Genomic DNA, 18,223 nt, shown 5'->3' with positions numbered 1-18,223 from the left:
CTTGTTCCCCACCGCCTGTGGATTGCTGGGGACAACTGAAGATGTGATCAAGCTTCGTAGAGCGGACGTCAGCCTGCCACAGAGTGTTGCAACAATATCATTGACTGCCATGCCCCAGAAAGCCAAACCCGAGGTTTAAGGACAAAGGCAAAGGGAGATCGCGCAAACCATGAACGACGCTGTGAGAAAGATCACCCCCGCGCAACCGGCGGAACCGCATTACCGTGAAGCGCCGAACAATATCGAGGCCGAACAGGCGCTGCTCGGCGCCATCCTCGTCAATAACGACGCCTATTACCGCGTGTCGGACTTCCTGAAGCCCGTGCATCTTTACGAGCCGCTGCACCGCAAGATCTTCGAGGTGGCGGGCGATATCATCCGTATGGGCAAGACCGCCAATCCGGTGACGATCAAGACCTTCCTACCCGCCGACGACAAGATCGGCGATCTGACGGTGGCGCAGTATCTCGCACGTCTGGCAGCGGAAGCCGTATCGATCATCAACGCGGAAGATTACGGCCGGGCGATCTATGATCTGGCGCTGCGCCGTGCGCTGATTCAAATCGGCGAGGATGTCGTCAACATCGCCTATGACGCCCCGCTCGACATGCCGCCGCAGGCGCAGATCGAAGATACCGAACGCCGCCTGTTCGAACTGGCGGAAACCGGCCGTTACGACGGCGGCTTCCAGTCGTTCAACGATGCCGTGGCGCTGGCAATCGACATGGCGGGCGCGGCCTTCGAGCGCGACGGTAACCTCTCGGGCATCTCCACCGGCATTCACTCGCTCGATGCCCGCATGGGCGGCCTGCAGCGTTCCGACCTTATCGTGCTTGCCGGTCGTCCGGGTATGGGCAAGACCTCGCTTGCGACAAACATCGCCTATAACATCGCCGCATCTTACGAGCAGGAAGTGCAGCCGGACGGGTCGTACAAGGCCAAGAACGGCGGCGTCGTCGGCTTCTACTCGCTCGAAATGTCGTCCGAACAGCTGGCGACCCGTATCATTTCCGAGCAGACCGAAGTGTCCTCCTCGAAAATCCGTCGCGGTGACATTACCGAGGCCGACTTCGAAAAGCTCGTCGCCTGCTCCCAGATGATGCAGAAAGTGCCGCTTTATATCGACCAGACCGGTGGTATCTCGATTGCCCAGCTTTCCGCCCGCGCCCGCCGCCTGAAGCGCCAGCGCGGCCTTGATGTTCTGGTGGTGGACTACGTTCAGCTGATGACCGGCTCCGGCAAGAGCGGCGAAAACCGCGTGCAAGAAATCACCCAGATCACCACAGGCCTCAAGGCGCTGGGCAAGGAACTCAACGTTCCGATCATCGCGCTTTCACAGCTCTCCCGTGCGGTGGAAAGCCGCGAAGACAAGCGCCCGCAGCTTTCCGACCTGCGTGAATCGGGCTCGATTGAGCAGGACGCCGACGTGGTGCTGTTCGTGTTCCGCGAGGAATATTACGTCAAGAACATGGAGCCGCGCGATATTTCCGATCCCAAATATACTGAATGGGAAGCCCTGTTCGACAAGGTGAAAGGCACGGCCGACGTCATCATCGCCAAGCAGCGTCACGGACCGACCGGCACGGTGAAGCTCGCCTTCCAGTCCGAGTTCACGCGATTTACCGATCTCGCCGATCCGAGCTTCAGCCAGTACGAAGAGCATTGATCCGGACATAATAGCCGAGAGGGTATGTTTACCGTCTCGGCTATATCCCACGTTCCGGAAACAAGGCCCGAGTCTTTTCAGAGCCTTGGTGGAATTTTCTCACAATCCGATTCCGCGCAGCAGCGCCACGGCCGCAACACCAAGCGCGGCGGCCGGCAGGAGGCTGAGGCGCAGCGCCGCGACGGCGGTTATTGCGCAGGCGATGGTTTCCGCCAGACCGCTCGCAAGCGCCGTCGGGGTGACCACGGCCATCAGGACGGCGGGAGGGACCACGCCGAGCGCCTTTTTCAGACGCGGTGTCAGGGTAAAATGACTGACCAGCAGCAGGCCGCCAAGACGCGTGGCGACGGTTGCCGCCATCATGGCAAGGATTGTCAGCAGCGTATTCGAATCGAGCGTCATGCCGGCTGCTCCGCCGGTTCCTCGTGGCCGAAGGCGGCAACGGCAAGTCCAGCCAGGGCGCCGGCGGCGATATACCAGGCGCCGGGAACAAGCGCATGGGTGAGACAGGCCGCGGAGGCACTTGCCACAAGCACGAAGCCGGTTTCCCTACCTTTCCAGAAGCCCATGAGCAGCACGATGAAAACGGCCGGAAAGGCGAAATCCAGACCGATGACCGACATGTCTCCCACAACCGAACCCAGCAGCGCACCGGCGAGCGTGGCAAGGTTCCAGACGAGATAAATCGACAGGGCGGCCCCGGTGAAGAAGGCTGCCGTCAATCGACCGGCAATGACGCGGAACTCCGACAGCGCCCAGGATTCATCCGTCAGCACCAGCATGGCCGCGTATTTCCGCCAGCCCCTGAAATCATCCAGCTTACCGGCGATGGAAGCGCTCATCAGCACATGGCGCAGATTGACCAGCAGCGCCGCAAAACCAAGTGCGCTCCAGCTTGCCGGATGGGTCCATAAATCCATCGCAACGAATTGCGAGCCGCCGGCAAAGACCAGCAGCGACATCAGCGACGCTTCGAGCGGCGACAGGCCTTTACCGATGGCGACCGCACCGAACACCACGCCGATCGGCACCATGGCGACCAGCAATGGGGCAGCCGCCCTCAGTCCCGCACCGAACTCGCCGCTTCTTCCCGATATGGACATCGCATTCTCCCTTTCGAAAGAGAGGGATTACGCTTGCGACATCCTGCGGTCTTGAACGAAAGTGATGTTATGCGGTTTTCTGCTGAAACTCCGCTTTTTGTTTTGTCGCATTTCCGAACGGAAAACCGGGGGCCACTTTCCTGGAAATGCTTTAAACTCAGGCGACCCGGAACTGCCCCGGCGTGACGCCGGTGCGGGCCTTGAAATGCCGAGTGAAATGCGCCTGATCGGCAAAACCGCACAAAGCCGCAACCTCGGCCGGCATCTCACCGGCGCGCAAAAGGCGGCGCGCCCTGCGGATGCGCACATCCGTCAGATAGGCATGCGGGGTGATGTGAAACTCTTTCCTGAAAGCGCGGATGAGGTGGGCGCGGCTGAGACCGGCGATGGAGGCAAGTTCCTCAAGGCCGATATCGGTCTCGTAATTGTCAGAGAGATAATCGCGGGCGGTGTAAACCGCCGTTTTCTCTCGGGTTTCGACCGGCAGAATGATGGCGCTGCCGTGCTTGCCGAACAAAGCCGCCAGAACCGAGAACATGCCCTCATCCGCCTCAAGAGCACCGGATTTCCCCTCCAGCCGCCGGTGCGCCATCTGAAAGGCGGCCGCCATCTGCGGATCGCGCGGCAGAAATCTGGGGAAGGATGGTGTGCCGTGGAAAACCCTGCCCGTGACATCCTCGATGATGTCGCGCAGCAGTTCCGTATCGGGATAGATCATCCGGTAACGATAACCACCGCCGCCCGGTGCGCCATCGTGAATCTCATCCGGATTGATGAGATAAAGATGCCCCGGCCCCGTCTGTTCGGTGGTGCCCTGGATGGTGGAAATCTGCGAGCCGCTTTCGATCGCGCCTATGGAAAACGTGTCATGCGCGTGCGGCGAATATTCGTGGGTGAGAAAAGTCGCGCTCAGGCACTCCATGCCGCCAAAACGCCGGTCACGCCAGAAACGCGTGGTTTCCGTCGTGGCAACGGGCATGAAATCAAGGGCCTGTTCCTGCGAAACATTGTGCATGAGCGAAGTTTAGAGCATTCCGTCCTTACCGTCTTGAACAAAAGTGCTAGGGTCCCAACCGGTTCAAGATCAACCGGACGCATGGCATGACAGACGACTTCGAAGATAGCTTCCCCGAAAACGAAACCGATGCTTTCGAGCACGCACCGCTGAGGCTGACCGTCGATCTCGGCGCTCTCGCCGATAATTGGCGGGACATGAAAAAGCGTTCCGGCAAGGCGCGGACGGCGGCTGTCGTCAAGGCCGATGCCTATGGTCTCGGCATCGAGGATTGCGGCGCGACGCTTTACCATGCCGGCGCGCGCGATTTCTTCGTGGCGACTGTGGCCGAGGGTGCGACCCTGCGTTCCTATGCCCCGGAAGCGCGTATCTTCGTGCTATCAGGCATATGGCAAGGCCAGGAACGCCAGGTTTTCGACAATGACCTGGTACCGGTTCTGGCCTCCGAGGAGCAACTTTCCTTCTGGATGGCGACGGTTGCCGAGCGTGGTGACCACCCCTGCGCGCTGCATGTGGATACCGGCTTCAACCGTCTGGGGCTGCCGCTCGACGACGCCTTGTTTCTGGCCGACGACGTGACGCGGCCGGCGAGTTTCGACCCGGTTCTGGTGCTGTCGCACCTCGCCTGCGCCGACACGCCCTCCTCGCCGATGAACAGGGTCCAGCTCGAATCATTCCGGAAGGTTAGCGCTGCTTTCGAAGGCATCGAATCAAGTCTCTCGGCTTCCGCCGGGATATTTCTCGGCCCCGACTATCATTTCGACCTCACCCGCCCCGGCATCGCCCTTTATGGCGGCGAAGCGGTCAATGACATGGCAAACCCGATGCGTCCCGTCGCCACGGCCGAAGCGCGGATCATCCAGATCCGTGAAGCGGGCGAAGGCCAGACCGTGAGTTATGGCGGCACCTTCCTGCTGAAACGGGCAAGCCGCCTTGCCATCGCATCTGTCGGTTATGCGGATGGATACCAGCGTTCGCTTTCCGGCTCCGGCATTCCGCTGCGCGAAATGGGCCATGGCGGCGCCTATGGTGTGGTCAACGGGCACAAGGTCCCCGTTGCCGGCCGGGTGACCATGGACCTCACGATTTTCGACGTGACGGATGCTCCGGCCAATGCCATCCGTGCCGGCGACTATATCGAGCTTTTCGGCCCGAATGTGCCTGTTGATGAGGCCGCACGGGCGGCCGGCACCATCGGTTACGAGATGCTGACGGGGCTTGGCCTGCGTTATGAGCGGCAATATCTGATGGCCGACGACTAGGCCGCACCTTGGCTCTTGGAAAGCGGAAGTGACCTGTGCTACAAGAGAACAAAAGGAGATCGAAATGCCCGAAATCCATTTGAGCGAGCAGGACGAGAAGTTCATCGAAGAGCAGGTGGCGGCGGGCATCTATAGCGATGCGGACGCCGTCATTCATGCGAGCCTGCAATTGCTGAGCAGTGGCGAGGGAAGACTCGCGGAGCTCCGGAAGATGATTCACGAAGCTGACGCAGAGTTCGAACGGGGTGATTACGTGACCTTTTCGACGGATGATGATCTGACCGCCTACATCATCGAACGCGCCAGAAACGAAAAGTGATAAAGGCCCGCGCGTATTCGCTGTCATCGCGCGCCATTCGTGATCTTATCTACATCTATAAATATCTGGAGGATAGAAATCCGGCCGCCGGCGAACAGCTCGTATCGGCCATCGAACGGAAAATCCGGGACTCGGCGCGGCTAGGTCTCACAGGGGTTCCCGTGACTGGATCAGTAGCGGCCTTCGCGCCGTCAATCATAAAAATCGCTGCATCTATTTTCGTGTAAAAGAAAACGAGCTGCGCATATTACGCATCGTCCATGGCCATCAACACGTTGGCGCTGAAGACGTAGAAGAAGAAAACTGACATCACATGGCCAAAGCCAAGACCCAATTCGTGTGCCAGAACTGCGGCACGGTTCACACCCGCTGGGCGGGAAAATGCGAAGGCTGCGGCGAGTGGAATACCATCGTCGAGGAAGATCCGATGGGCGGCATCGGTTCCGGGCCAGGCAAGACGCCGAAGAAGGGCCGCCCCGTCACGCTCACCTCGCTTTCCGGTGAAATCGAGGAGGCGCCGCGTATCCCGACCGGCATCAGCGAACTCGACCGTGCGACCGGTGGCGGTTTCGTGCGCGGTTCTGCGGTGTTGATAGGCGGTGATCCCGGCATCGGCAAATCGACGCTGCTCATGCAGGCGGCGGCCGCCCTTTCGCGGCGCGGGCATCGCATCGTCTATGTCTCGGGCGAAGAAGCGGTGGCGCAGGTGCGCCTGCGCGCCCAGCGTCTGGGTGCGGCCGAGACCGATGTGCTGCTGGCCGCCGAAACCAATGTCGAGGATATTCTGGCGACGGTTTCCGAGGGCAAACGTCCCGATCTCATCATCATCGATTCCATCCAGACGCTCTGGAGCGACACGGCTGATTCCGCCCCCGGCACGGTGACGCAGGTGCGCACCGGCGTGCAGGCGATGATCCGGTTTGCCAAGCAGACGGGCGCGACCATGGTGCTTGTCGGCCATGTCACCAAGGAAGGTCAGATTGCCGGCCCGCGCGTGGTCGAACATATGGTTGATGCCGTGCTTTATTTCGAAGGCGACCGCGGCCACCATTACCGCATTCTGCGCACCGTCAAGAACCGCTTCGGGCCGACGGATGAGATCGGCGTGTTCGAAATGTCGGACAAGGGGTTGCGCGAGGTTTCCAACCCTTCCGAACTGTTCCTCGGTGAGCGCAACGAAAAATCGCCGGGCGCCGCTGTCTTCGCCGGCATGGAGGGCACACGCCCTATCCTGGTCGAAGTACAGGCGCTGGTCGCCGCCACCTCGCTCGGCACGCCGCGCCGCGCCGTGGTCGGCTGGGACAGTTCGCGGCTTGCCATGATCCTTGCCGTGCTGGAGGCCCATTGCGGCGTGAAGCTCGGCCAGCACGACGTCTATCTGAATGTCGCCGGCGGTTACCGCATTTCCGAACCGGCCGCCGATATGGCGATTGCCTCTGCGCTGGTTTCCTCGCTTGCCGGTCTTGCCCTGCCCGCCGATTGCGTCTATTTCGGCGAAATCAGCCTGTCGGGCGCGGTACGGCCGGTCTCGCATACGGGCCAGCGATTGAAAGAAGCTGAAAAACTCGGCTTTTCCGCCGCACTTCTGCCTTCTGCTTCGGCTGAATTGCCGAAAGGCGGCAAGGGGCGCTGGACGGAAATCGAAAGCCTTCCGGACCTCGTGGCCCGCATCGCCGGCTCCGGCAACCGGTTCAAACAGGTTGAGGACGACGAATATTGATCCTTTCGCCAGGGGAAACAGTGGTGTAAGAGGATCGCAAAATTGGCAAGGCAGCGTCTGACAAGGCGTCGCACCTCCGGAGTTGGTATATGCCCATTACAATTTTCGACGGCATCGTCATCGCCGTTGTTCTTTTCTCCGCCATTCTTGCGATGGTACGCGGTTTTTCCCGCGAGATTCTGTCGATCGCGAGCTGGGCCGGTTCGGTCGCCGCCGCCTATTATCTTTATCCGGTCCTGCTGCCCTATGCGCGCAACTATACCGATGACGACAAGATCGCCATTGCCGGCTCGGCTGGCGTGGTTTTCCTTGTCTCGCTGATCGTGATTTCCTTCATCACCTCGCGCATTGCCGATTTCATCATCGACAGTCGCATCGGCGCGCTGGATCGCACACTCGGTTTCCTGTTCGGCGCGGCGCGCGGCATTCTGCTTTTGGTCGTCGCGGTCGCCTTCTGGAACTGGCTGGTGGATGTGAAGACGCAGCCGGAATGGGTGACGCAGGCGAAGTCCAAGCCTTTCCTCGACGGGCTGGTCGGCAAGCTGGAGGCGGTTCTGCCTGACGATATCGAGCCGCAGATCCGCGCCCGCATCCTCGGAAAGCCACAGGAACCGACGACCACGCAGGCGCCTGCGGAAGATGTGCCGGCCACAAATCCGCCGGCAACGAATAATTGACACAGTGTCGCGCCTTGCAATGCATGCAAGGCGCGCTATTTGTGCTAAATATCAAGCACGACACAGACGGACCGACCGGGGGAAATACTCACCGGAGAGGTCTTTCTTTTTTCTCGTTAGAGAGCAAGGGCAAGCCGGATGATTGAGCCGCTTTCGCATTCCCCGTTCCCTGGGGCCACTTTCAAGGAAGAGATCGACGGCGATACGCTGCATGAAGAGTGCGGCGTTTTCGGCATTCTCGGCCATGCCGATGCCTCGGCGCTGACCGCTCTCGGCCTGCATGCGCTTCAGCATCGCGGCCAGGAAGCAGCCGGCATCGTCTCCTTCGATGGCAAGCGCTTCCATCAGGAACGCCATATGGGCCTCGTCGGCGATCATTATACCGATCCGGCAACCCTTGCCCGCCTGCCCGGCTCCATCGCGATTGGCCACACCCGCTATTCCACGACAGGCGAAGTGGCGATGCGCAACGTGCAGCCGCTGTTTGCCGAACTGGAAGAAGGCGGCATTTCGATTGCCCATAACGGCAACTTCACCAATGGCCTGACGCTTCGCCGCCAGATCATCGCCACCGGCGCCATCTGTCAGTCGACATCGGATACCGAAGTCGTGCTGCACCTCATCGCCCGTTCGCGTCACAGCTCCACCGCCGACCGCTTCATCGACGCCATCCGCCAGATGGAAGGCGGCTATTCGATGCTGGCCATGACGCGCACCAAGCTGATTGCCGCGCGCGACCCGATCGGCATCCGCCCGCTGGTGATGGGCGAGCTTGATGGTAAGCCGATTTTCTGCTCGGAAACCTGTGCTCTCGATATCATCGGCGCGAAATTCGTGCGCGACGTTGAAAACGGCGAAGTCATCATCTGCGAAATCCAGCCTGATGGTTCGATCACCATCGACGCCCGCAAGCCGTCGAAGCCGCAGCCGGAACGTCTGTGCCTGTTCGAATACGTCTATTTCGCCCGCCCCGATTCCGTCGTCGGCGGCCGCAATGTCTATACGACGCGCAAGAATATGGGCATGAACCTTGCCAAGGAAGCCCCGCTGGAAGCCGATGTCGTGGTTCCGGTTCCCGATGGCGGCACGCCGGCAGCTCTTGGTTTTGCGCAGGAAAGCGGTATTCCCTTCGAATACGGCATCATCCGCAACCATTATGTCGGCCGTACCTTCATCGAGCCGACGCAGCAGATCCGCGCTTTCGGCGTCAAGCTCAAGCATTCCGCCAACCGGGCGATGATTGAAGGCAAACGTGTAGTTCTGGTGGATGATTCCATCGTGCGCGGCACGACCTCGGTCAAGATCGTGCAGATGATCCGCGAGGCCGGCGCCAAGGAAGTGCATATCCGCGTCGCCAGCCCGATGATCTTCCATCCGGATTTCTACGGCATCGACACGCCTGACGCCGACAAGCTGCTGGCCAACCAATATGCCGATGTCGAAGCGATGGCGAAGTTCATTGGCGCCGATTCGCTCGCCTTCCTGTCGATCGATGGTCTTTACCGCGCCGTTGGCGGCGAAAACCGCAACCCGGCGCGTCCGCAGTTCACGGACCATTATTTTACAGGCGATTATCCGACCCGCCTTCTCGACCAGAACGGCGAGGCCATGGGCAGCAAGATTTCCATGCTGGCCAGCAACGGCTGATTTTCCAGATCAACAAGCGGCCACCGGCTTCCGGGGCCGCTTTTTTCTTGCCTTTTGTTCAGGCAAGCGCATGCGACGATATGATCGCTTGCGAAAGGCCAGCGGCGCTTCGTAGAAGGAAGCGCAATCATTTCGGGGGAGACCATGACTATCGATCTCAAGGGCCGAATCGCTCTCGTTACCGGCGCTTCGCGCGGCATCGGCTATTTCACGGCGCTGGAACTTGCCAAGGCCGGCGCGCATGTCATCGCCTGCGCCCGCACGGTGGGCGGCCTTGAGGAGCTGGACGACGCCATCAAGGCCGTCGGCGGTACGGCGACGCTCGTTCCCTTCGATCTCTCCGACATGAAAGCCATCGATGCGCTGGGCGCCAATATCTTCGAGCGCTGGGGCAAACTTGATATTCTCGTCGCCAATGCCGGTGTTCTCGGCGTCATCTCGCCGGTTGGCCATATCGAAGCGAAAGTCTTCGAAAGGGTCATGAACATCAACGTTACCGCCACCTGGCGGCTGATCCGCTCGGTCGAGCCGCTGCTTCTGAAGTCGGATGCCGGCCGCGCACTTATCCTGTCTTCGGGCGCCGCCCATAGCTGTCGCCCCTTCTGGGGTGTCTATTCCACCTCCAAGGCGGCAGTCGAAGCACTGGCCCGCACCTGGGCTGCCGAGACGCAGAAGAGCGCGCTTCGCGTCAACAGCATCAATCCCGGCGCCACCCGCACCGCCATGCGCGCTCAGGCCATGCCCGGCGAAGATCCGACAACCGTGCCGCACCCATCAGAGGTGGCCGCGGCCATTCTTCCGCTCGCCTCGCCCGATCTGACCGAAACAGGCAAACTCTTCCTCGTGCGCGAGGGAAAATTCGTGGACTACCGCCAGCCGGAGTGAATATTTTCCGCCCGGAGCGGCGATACGGCCACCACGGTTGCTCTTGACCGGGCCGCACCGCCGCGCCATAAAGCAAGATATGAGAACGATGATCTGCACCTGCTGCTGAGATTTTTTTTGCTGGTTCGCCACCGGCCAGATCGTTTTCGTCTCCCGCAAGGTCAAGAAAGATAAACGTTCCGGCCAGGATAATATTCTGCCTCTAGGGAACTGCCGCATGTCCTTGCGCCTGAAATTTCACAATACACTCACACGCGAAAAAGCGGAATTTGCGCCGATCGACGCTGACAATGTGCGCATGTATGTCTGCGGTCCGACGGTCTATGATTTTGCCCATATCGGCAATGCCCGCCCGGTCATCGTGTTCGATGTTCTCTACCGGCTGCTGCGCCACGTCTTTGGCGAAGACCATGTGACCTATGCCCGCAACATCACCGATCTCGATGACAAGATCAACGCGCGGGCGTTGAGGGATTATCCGCATCTGCCGCTGAACGACGCCATTCATGCGGTGACGAAAAAGACCGCCGATCAGTTCCATGAGGATGTGGCCACGCTCGGTTGCCTTCCGCCGACCGTCGAGCCGCGCGCCACCGACTATATCCGCGAGATGATCGACCTCATCGAGAAGCTGATCGCCCGCGGCCATGCCTATACGGCAGGCGGCGAGGTGCTGTTCGATACCCGGTCGATGGCGGATTACGGCCAGCTTTCCAAGCGGCCGCTGGACGAACAGCAGGCGGGCGCGCGCGTGGCGGTGGAAGCCCACAAGAAGACCCCCGGCGATTTCGTGCTGTGGAAACTGTCCTCGGATAATGAACCGGGCTGGGAAAGCCCCTGGGGTCGCGGTCGTCCGGGCTGGCACATCGAATGCTCGGCCATGGCCGGTCGCTATCTCGGTGAAGTTTTCGATATTCACGGCGGCGGGCTCGACCTCATCTTCCCGCATCATGAGAACGAAATCGCGCAATCGCGCTGCGCCAACGGCACGCATGTCATGGCCAATGTGTGGATGCATAACGGCTTCGTGCAGGTGGAAGGCCGCAAGATGTCGAAGTCCGAGGGTAACTTCGTGACGATCTACGAATTGCTGCACACGGACAAATTCGGCGGTCGGCAATGGCCGGGCGAGGTTCTGCGCCTTGCCATGCTGATGACGCATTATCGCGAGCCGATCGATTTTTCGGTGAAGCGTCTGGAAGAGGCTGAACGCCTGCTCGCCAAGTGGCCGGCGGCGGAAGCCTCAGATGCCGCCCCGGACGAAACCGTGCTCGAGGCGCTCGCCGACGATCTCAACACGGTTGCCGCCGTTCAGGCCCTGCATGCGCTGGCGCATGCCGCCAATACCGATCCATCCAGGCTGCCCGCCTTTGCGGCGAGTGCTGCCCTGCTCGGTGTCCTGCCGAAGAAGACGGAAATGGACGAGGCCATCGTTTCCGCCGTCGATGCGCTGGTTGAGCTGCGTCTGGAAATGCTGAAGGCGAAGAACTTTGCGGAGGCCGATCGTTTGCGTGACGAGCTTTCCGAGAAGGGCATTCAGCTGAAGGATGGCAAGGACAAGGAGACCGGGGAACGGACGACGACGTGGGAGTTGAAGCGGTAATTTAGCGTTGCGGCTAGCGGCCTTACCCCCCTCTGCCCTGCCGGGCATCTCCCCCACAAGGGGGGAGATCAATCGCGGTTGTCGCTCGCCCATCTCTAACGCTTAATAGGGAGCGGGGGTTCGCTCCCAGCTGATCTCCCCCCTTGTGGGGGAGATGCCCGGCAGGGCAGAGGGGGGCCGACGGTCGCCACAATCTGCTTGCGGTTTTGAGTTACCTCAACCAATCTAAGTTGAGGCACTAAACAGCGAGCCAAATCATGCCGCATGCAGACGTAGATCCGATGCATCGCAAATATGCGAAGCAGATGCGTAAAGTCATGACGGATGCCGAGCTGAAGCTCTGGAACGCCATTCGCGCTCATCGCCTTGAACGACTAAGTTTTCGCAGACAAATGCCGATTGCCGGCTTTATCGTTGATTTCGCTTGTTCGGATCATCGACTCATCGTTGAGGTCGATGGTTCTCAACACACATCCGAGGCGGCGCTACGCAACGATCAGGAAAGAACTGGACGGCTTCAGGAAGACGGCTGGACAATCCTCCGTTTCTGGAACGAGGATATTCTGAAGGACATCGACAATGTCTGTCTCCGCATTATCCGAACGGTGAAGGAGGACCGGCCATGACGACATATACCGGCGGATGCCAGTGCGGCGCGATCCGTTTTCGCGCCAGCGGGGAGCTGAAAGACAGTTCCATATGCCATTGCCGCATGTGCCAGAAGGCCTTTGGTGCCTATTACGCGCCGCTGGTTTCGGTGCGCGGCGTGGAATTTGAATGGACCCGGGGAGAGCCGAAACGCTTCCAGTCCTCCAGTGTCGTCAAGCGCGGTTTCTGCTCCGAATGCGGTACGCCGCTCACCTATGAGGCGCCTGACGGTGTGGCGGTGGCGGCCGGGGCCTTCGATGATCCCGCCGCGCTGCCGCCGACCATTCAGTGGGGCGTGGAACGCAAGATCGATTTCGTCGACAGCCTTCACACGCTGCCTGCCGTTGCCACCGAGGACGACCTGACGCAGGTGGACTATCTCGCCGATCTCGTTTCCTATCAGCACCCCGACCACGACACAGAAAACTGGCCACCGGAGAACAAATAATGAGCGAAGCGGGATTTTCCGGCGGCTGTCAGTGCGGCGCCGTGCGTTTCCATGCGGGCAAGCTCGGCCGCGCTTCCATCTGCCATTGCCGCATGTGCCAGAAACATTTCGGCAATTTCTTCGGCGCGCTGGTCAGTGCCGATCAGGCGCACCTGACCTGGACGCGCGGCCAGCCATCCCTCTTCCGCTCCTCGGCAAAAATCCATCGCGGTTTCTGCAACAAGTGCGGCACGCCGCTGACCTATCATTATCCCGGCGGCGTGGAGATCGCCATTGGCGCTTTTGACGAGCCGGAGCGCATCGAACCGCAGGTGCAGGTCAATTTCCACAAGCGCATGCCGTGGATCGAACAGCTCTTCGGCAAGCCGGCAGTGGAACAGGGCGTCGACGAGGCGGAGATCACCTCCTATCAACACCCGGATCACGACACGGCCAAATGGCCACCCGAAGGAAACTAAGACATGACCGAAGAATTGCGCGGCTTTTACCCCGAGATCGAACCTTTCGAGACCGGCATGCTCGATGTCGGCGACGGCCACACGATCTATTGGGAAAGGGTGGGCACACGCGGTGCAAAGCCGGCGGTTTTCCTGCATGGCGGTCCGGGTGGTGGGGTGAACCCGACGCATCGCCGGGTTTTTGATCCGGCACTTTACGACGTCATCCTGTTCGATCAGCGCGGCTGCGGCCGTTCCACGCCGCATGCGGAACTGGAAGCCAACACCACCTGGCATCTGGTCGCCGACATGGAAAAACTGCGCGCACTGTGCGGCTTTGAAAAATGGCTGGTTTTCGGCGGTTCCTGGGGCTCGACGCTGGCGCTCGCTTACGCCGAAACCCATGCCGACCGCGTCAGCGAACTGGTTCTGCGCGGCATCTACACCGTCACGAAGCCGGAGCTGGACTGGTATTACCAGTTCGGTGTTTCCGAAATGTACCCTGATCGCTGGGAAAACTTCATCGCACCAATCCCTGAAGCGGAACGCGGCGCGATGATGCAGGCCTATAATCGTTATCTCACCGGCGCGGACGAAACCAAGAAGCTGGAATGCGCCAGGGCATGGAGCCAGTGGGAAGGCGCGACCATCTCGCTGGTCACCGATCCGGAACGGGTCGAGGATTTCGGCGAGGACAAATATGCCATCGCTTTCGCACGCATCGAGAACCACTTCTTCGTCAACGGCTGCTGGCTGGAGGAAGAGCAATTGCTGCGCAATGCCGGCAAGCTCAGGGATATTCCGGGTGTCATCGTGCATGGCCGTTACGACATGCCCTGCCCGCTGAAATATGCCTGGCAGCTTGCCAAGGCCTGGCCGAAGGCGGATTTCCATATCATCGAGGCGGCCGGACACTCGATGAGCGAGCCCGGCATCCTTGACCAGCTGATCCGCGCAACCAACCGTTTTGCAGGGAAATAATCAGTCTTTTCAGAGCTTTGGCCCGGCCGGATGAGAGAATGATTCACGCGGGCTTTCCAGCGGCTATCATCCGGCAGATTGCGACAGCAGCCCGTTTCAAGGGCAAACCGCCTTTTATTCATGCAGTTTTTCTCATGGACGCTTCACGGAAATGAATTGGCTCGCACCACGCCGATCCGGTATGAAGGGCCATCCCTAATAATTGGCGGTACTCCCATGGCACTCGATAAAACGCTCCCGGCCCAAGAGGGCGGCGATAGCGCGCGCGGTTTTGCTTTCGCGCTTTCCGCATATCTGCTGTGGGGGTTCCTTCCCTTCTACATGAAGGCGGTTGCGCATATTTCGCCGATCGAGGTCATCGTTCACCGCGTCGTCTGGTCGGTGCCGATCGCCGCTGCCGTACTCATAGCGATCGGGCGGACGACGGAAATCAGGGCGGCGCTGAAAAACCCGAAAATGCTTGCCATGGCGAGCCTTACGGCCGCTCTGATCAGCATCAACTGGGGTGTCTATATCTGGGCGATCGGTGCGGGTCGCGCGCTCGATGCGGCTTTGGGTTATTTCATCAATCCGCTGTTCAGCATCTTCCTCGGAGCAGTGCTTTTGAAGGAAAAACTCTATCCGGCGCAGATCGCCGCCATCGTTCTGGTGGCGCTCGCAGTCGCGATCCTCACCTGGCATGCGGGCAGCCTGCCGTGGGTTTCCATTGCGCTCACCGTGTCCTGGGGTTTTTACGCCTTCTTCCGCAAGACGCTGCCCATCGGCGCAACGCAGGGCTTCCTGCTTGAAGTCATGCTGCTGTCCATCCCTGCCGTGCTGGTCATGGCCTGGCTGGGGTTCAGCGGACAGGCGCATTTCATGGGTGGCAATGCGGCCGACACCTGGCTTCTGGCAGCCAGCGGCGTCATCACCGCCGTGCCGCTCATCCTCTATGGCAATGGCGCAAAACTGCTGCGGCTGTCGACCATCGGCATCATGCAATATATCGCGCCGACGATGATCTTCCTCATCGCCATCTTCGTCTTCAAGGAACCCTTCGACATGGTGCGGATGGCGGCCTTTGCGATGATCTGGGTCGCGCTGGCGATCTATACAGGCTCAAGCCTGCTGCGGCTCAAGCGATAGGGCCTACGGCGTCGGGATTTCTATCCTTCCTCATTCCCCGTGTTCGTCACAGGAATGAGCGAAGTGGAAGTTAATAGTCCACCAGCAATTGCGGTGTCGCGTCATAACCGAAACGCGGCTTGACGCCGAGAAGGCCTGCCGTCTGGGCGATGATTTCGCGGGTCATGGGGGCTGCTGTCGAGGCCGCCGTGCGCCCGCCATTCACGCCGGTCCTCGGAGCATCGATCATCGTCAGCACGACATATTTCGGCTTGTGCATGGGAAAACCGGCCACGAAGGCGTTGAAATTGATATCCTTGGCGTAACGCCCATTGATCACCTTGTCGGCGGTTCCGGTCTTGCCGCCCACGTGAAATCCCTCCACCTGCGCGCCACGGCCGGAGCCCTTGATGCCGTTCCAGTTGAACAGGTAACGCATATCCGCACTGGTCTTGTCTTTGATGACGGTGCTCGCCAGCGATACCGCAGCCTCTTTCGAACGCGGCAGGAAGGTCGGCGAAATCAGACTTCCGCCATTGATGAGGGCTGCTGCGGCCACCGCCGTCTGCAACGGCGTGGTGGCGACGCCATGGCCGAAGGAGATGGTGACGGAATTGATCTTCTTCCAGTTTCTCGGCTGGGTGGGGGTGGCCACACCGGGCATTTCCGTGTCCATTCTGGTAAGAAGCCCGAGTTTCGTCAGGAACTGCTGATGGCCTTCGACGCCGACCTTGTCGGCCACCGCCGCCGTGCCGATATTCGATGAATATTGAAACACCTCCGGAATGGAGAGCGGCCGGTTCCGGCCCTTGAAATCCTTGATGGTGAAGCCGCCCATGCGGATCGGCCGCGACGCATCGACCACCGAATTGAGTGTGATCGCCCCCGCATCCAGCCCCATGGCCAGCGTGAAGCTCTTGAAGGTGGAGCCCATCTCGAAGGTGGCGTTGCTCATGCGGTTGAACCAGCCCTTTTCATACTCCCTGTCGATGCTGCCATCGGCAAGGGTGCGGGAAGGTTCGTTCGGATCGTAATCCGGCACGGAGGCCATGGCCAGCACTTCGCCCGTCTCCACATCGAGGATCACCGAACCGGCGGCTTCGGCCTGATAGGCGCTTTTCGCCTTCACGACCACTTCGCGGACGATGTTCTGTACCCTGAGATCGATGGAGAGCCGCACCGGCTCCAGCGGCGCGCCGCTGGCAAGACCGACCGCGCGCAGATCGGCAAGCCCCTGCTGGTCGAGGTAACGCTCCATGCCGGCAAGCCCCTGATTGTCGACATTGACGTGGCCGATAATATGCGAAGCGGTGGGGCCACCCGGATAAAACCGTCGCTTTTCCGGCCGGAAACCAATGCCCGGTATGCCGAGATTGAGAATATCCGCCTGCTGCCGGGGCGTCAGCTGGCGTCGCAGCCACTGGAAGCCGGTATCCGAACGCAATCTGCGGTGCGTTTCACGCCAGTCGATGTTGGGAATGACGGTTGCGAGTTTTTCCACCACCTCGTCCGGATCGACGATCCTGCGCGGATCCGCATAAAGCGAGACCATATTGAGATCCGTCGCCAAAAGCATGCCATTGCGATCGACAATATCCGGCCGGGAAGCGACGGCATTGACGCCGGTGTTGATCCATGCGGTCGCCACCGGTTCGGCAAGTCCATATTGGACGAGACGCGCGGCGACGACACCATAGATGACGACAAAGGCGGTAATCAGGATGCCGAGCCTCATGCGCGCATCGCCCCTGCGGCGGGCGGCGGAGCCGAGGATCGCCTCACTGCCCTCTCCGGGACTTCTCCTGATAATGAAATGCGCCCGGCTTTTGAGCCGCACCACAAAAGCAATCATTTCCTGATGACACCCACCCTCATGGCGGCGAAAACGAATTCCGCGACAACCAACGCCCTATTGAGGCTGGCACAAGATCATTCGCGGGGCCATGGAAAGAGCGGGCGGACCGATGCCGCCGTTAAATCTGTATTAATATACATTTAAAATTGTAACGAGCCGCCAAGCGGCCGTTAACAATCGCCGCGTCTAGAGGCGGGAAATCACCGAGGGATCGCCTTCCGGGTTCTGCTGCGCCAGCGCCCGGTCGATGATGGCGGGCACGATATCCTTCACCTCGTCGATAACAAGGGGGTTGAGAAGGTGGGCGCGGTGGATGAAGCCCTGGTCGCGCATGTGCTGCACCAGTTCCAGCATCGGGTTCCAGAAGCCGTTTATATTGGCGAAGACCATCGGCTTGGCGTGACGGCCAAGCTGCGCCCAGGTCATGATCTCAACGATCTCTTCCAGGGTGCCGACACCGCCCGGCAGGGTCACGAAGGCATCGGAGCGCTCGAACATCATATGTTTGCGCTCATGCATGTCCTTGGTGATGACAAGCTCGTTCAATTGTCCGAGAGAATGGCGCGTTGCCTCCATATCGACCAGAAATTCCGGTATGATGCCGGTTACTTCGCCGCCATTGGAAAGAACGCCACTGGCAACCGCGCCCATGATGCCCTTGGTGCCGCCGCCATAAACGAGGCGAATGCCGTTTTCGGCAATGGATTTCCCAAGCGCGCGGCCTGCTTCCATATGGGCCGGATCACGTCCGGGCTGGGAGCCGCAATAAACGCAGATGGATCGAATCGGTGTATTTTTGTCCGTCATGAAGGGAAGGAACTATGTGCGATGCGGCACGTCAAGAAAATTTGGG

General features: G+C 60.1%; 18 protein-coding genes. 13 read left to right on the top strand and 5 right to left on the bottom strand.

The window, feature by feature from the left end:
• Positions 1-169: 169 nt before the first annotated feature.
• A complete protein-coding gene (locus AC5I5B_RS16600; protein WP_003502052.1) occupies positions 170-1,666 on the top strand; it encodes a replicative DNA helicase in 1,497 nt (498 codons plus the stop codon).
• A gap of 99 nt (positions 1,667-1,765) precedes the next feature.
• Here AC5I5B_RS16600 and AC5I5B_RS16595 read toward each other — a convergent pair whose 3' ends face one another.
• From AC5I5B_RS16595 to AC5I5B_RS16585, 3 genes are all read right to left on the bottom strand, one after another.
• Positions 1,766-2,068, bottom strand: a complete 303-nt coding sequence (locus AC5I5B_RS16595; protein ID WP_111834276.1) for an AzlD family protein — start codon at positions 2,066-2,068, stop codon at positions 1,766-1,768.
• Positions 2,065-2,769, bottom strand: coding sequence for an AzlC family ABC transporter permease (locus tag AC5I5B_RS16590; protein ID WP_003502049.1), 705 nt, complete (start codon positions 2,767-2,769; stop codon positions 2,065-2,067). Before AC5I5B_RS16590 ends, AC5I5B_RS16595 begins: the two co-directional genes overlap by 4 nt.
• A 157-nt stretch (positions 2,770-2,926) precedes the next feature.
• Positions 2,927-3,784, bottom strand: a complete 858-nt coding sequence (locus tag AC5I5B_RS16585; protein WP_060724023.1) for an AraC family transcriptional regulator — start codon at positions 3,782-3,784, stop codon at positions 2,927-2,929.
• An 86-nt stretch (positions 3,785-3,870) separates the two neighbouring features.
• On the opposite strand from AC5I5B_RS16585, the gene alr reads away from it, so the two are divergent.
• The 12 genes from alr (at position 3,871) to rarD (ending at position 15,536) form a co-directional block, all read left to right on the top strand.
• Positions 3,871-5,046 carry an alanine racemase gene (alr, locus tag AC5I5B_RS16580; protein WP_111834275.1) on the top strand — a complete coding sequence of 392 codons (1,176 nt, stop codon included), beginning with the start codon at positions 3,871-3,873 and terminating at the stop codon, positions 5,044-5,046.
• Between the two features lie 64 nt (positions 5,047-5,110).
• On the top strand, positions 5,111-5,365 hold the full coding sequence (locus tag AC5I5B_RS16575; RefSeq protein WP_111834274.1) for a type II toxin-antitoxin system ParD family antitoxin: 255 nt from the start codon (positions 5,111-5,113) through the stop codon (positions 5,363-5,365).
• 313 nt (positions 5,366-5,678) lie between these two features.
• A complete protein-coding gene (gene radA, locus AC5I5B_RS16570) occupies positions 5,679-7,085 on the top strand; it encodes a DNA repair protein RadA (RefSeq protein WP_003502040.1) in 1,407 nt (468 codons plus the stop codon).
• A gap of 89 nt (positions 7,086-7,174) precedes the next feature.
• Positions 7,175-7,762 carry a CvpA family protein gene (locus tag AC5I5B_RS16565; RefSeq protein WP_003502039.1) on the top strand — a complete coding sequence of 196 codons (588 nt, stop codon included), beginning with the start codon at positions 7,175-7,177 and terminating at the stop codon, positions 7,760-7,762.
• A gap of 138 nt (positions 7,763-7,900) precedes the next feature.
• On the top strand, positions 7,901-9,409 hold the full coding sequence (purF, locus tag AC5I5B_RS16560) for an amidophosphoribosyltransferase (protein ID WP_020009510.1): 1,509 nt from the start codon (positions 7,901-7,903) through the stop codon (positions 9,407-9,409).
• Between the two features lie 144 nt (positions 9,410-9,553).
• On the top strand, positions 9,554-10,294 hold the full coding sequence (locus AC5I5B_RS16555; protein WP_003502023.1) for an SDR family NAD(P)-dependent oxidoreductase: 741 nt from the start codon (positions 9,554-9,556) through the stop codon (positions 10,292-10,294).
• Positions 10,295-10,511: 217 nt separating this feature from the next.
• Positions 10,512-11,897: a cysteine--tRNA ligase gene (gene cysS / locus AC5I5B_RS16550; protein ID WP_111834272.1), complete on the top strand. Its 1,386-nt coding sequence runs from the start codon at positions 10,512-10,514 to the stop codon at positions 11,895-11,897.
• A gap of 257 nt (positions 11,898-12,154) precedes the next feature.
• Positions 12,155-12,523, top strand: coding sequence for an endonuclease domain-containing protein (locus tag AC5I5B_RS16545; protein WP_111834271.1), 369 nt, complete (start codon positions 12,155-12,157; stop codon positions 12,521-12,523).
• Positions 12,520-12,993 (top strand): GFA family protein, encoded by a 474-nt coding sequence (locus tag AC5I5B_RS16540; RefSeq protein ID WP_060724015.1) that lies wholly within the window; start codon positions 12,520-12,522, stop codon positions 12,991-12,993. Before AC5I5B_RS16545 ends, AC5I5B_RS16540 begins: the two co-directional genes overlap by 4 nt.
• Positions 12,993-13,451: a GFA family protein gene (locus AC5I5B_RS16535; protein ID WP_003502014.1), complete on the top strand. Its 459-nt coding sequence runs from the start codon at positions 12,993-12,995 to the stop codon at positions 13,449-13,451. Before AC5I5B_RS16540 ends, AC5I5B_RS16535 begins: the two co-directional genes overlap by 1 nt.
• A 3-nt stretch (positions 13,452-13,454) precedes the next feature.
• Positions 13,455-14,411, top strand: coding sequence for a prolyl aminopeptidase (pip, locus tag AC5I5B_RS16530; RefSeq protein ID WP_111780921.1), 957 nt, complete (start codon positions 13,455-13,457; stop codon positions 14,409-14,411).
• Between the two features lie 216 nt (positions 14,412-14,627).
• The gene (gene rarD / locus AC5I5B_RS16525; RefSeq protein WP_003502010.1) at positions 14,628-15,536 is read left to right on the top strand and encodes an EamA family transporter RarD; all 909 of its coding nucleotides are present in this window, start codon (positions 14,628-14,630) and stop codon (positions 15,534-15,536) included.
• 70 nt (positions 15,537-15,606) lie between these two features.
• Here rarD and AC5I5B_RS16520 read toward each other — a convergent pair whose 3' ends face one another.
• Together AC5I5B_RS16520 and AC5I5B_RS16515 are read right to left on the bottom strand one after the other, a co-directional pair.
• Entirely contained in the window at positions 15,607-17,367 is a 1,761-nt protein-coding gene (locus tag AC5I5B_RS16520; RefSeq protein ID WP_111834270.1) for a peptidoglycan D,D-transpeptidase FtsI family protein, read from the bottom strand.
• A gap of 189 nt (positions 17,368-17,556) precedes the next feature.
• The gene (locus AC5I5B_RS16515) at positions 17,557-18,177 is read right to left on the bottom strand and encodes an LOG family protein (protein WP_003502006.1); all 621 of its coding nucleotides are present in this window, start codon (positions 18,175-18,177) and stop codon (positions 17,557-17,559) included.
• Between the last annotated feature and the right edge of the window lie 46 nt (positions 18,178-18,223).

This window comes from Agrobacterium sp., assembly GCF_059499945.1.
Note: the sequence above shows the minus strand (reverse complement) of the source record. Positions and strands in the feature narration are given on the sequence as shown.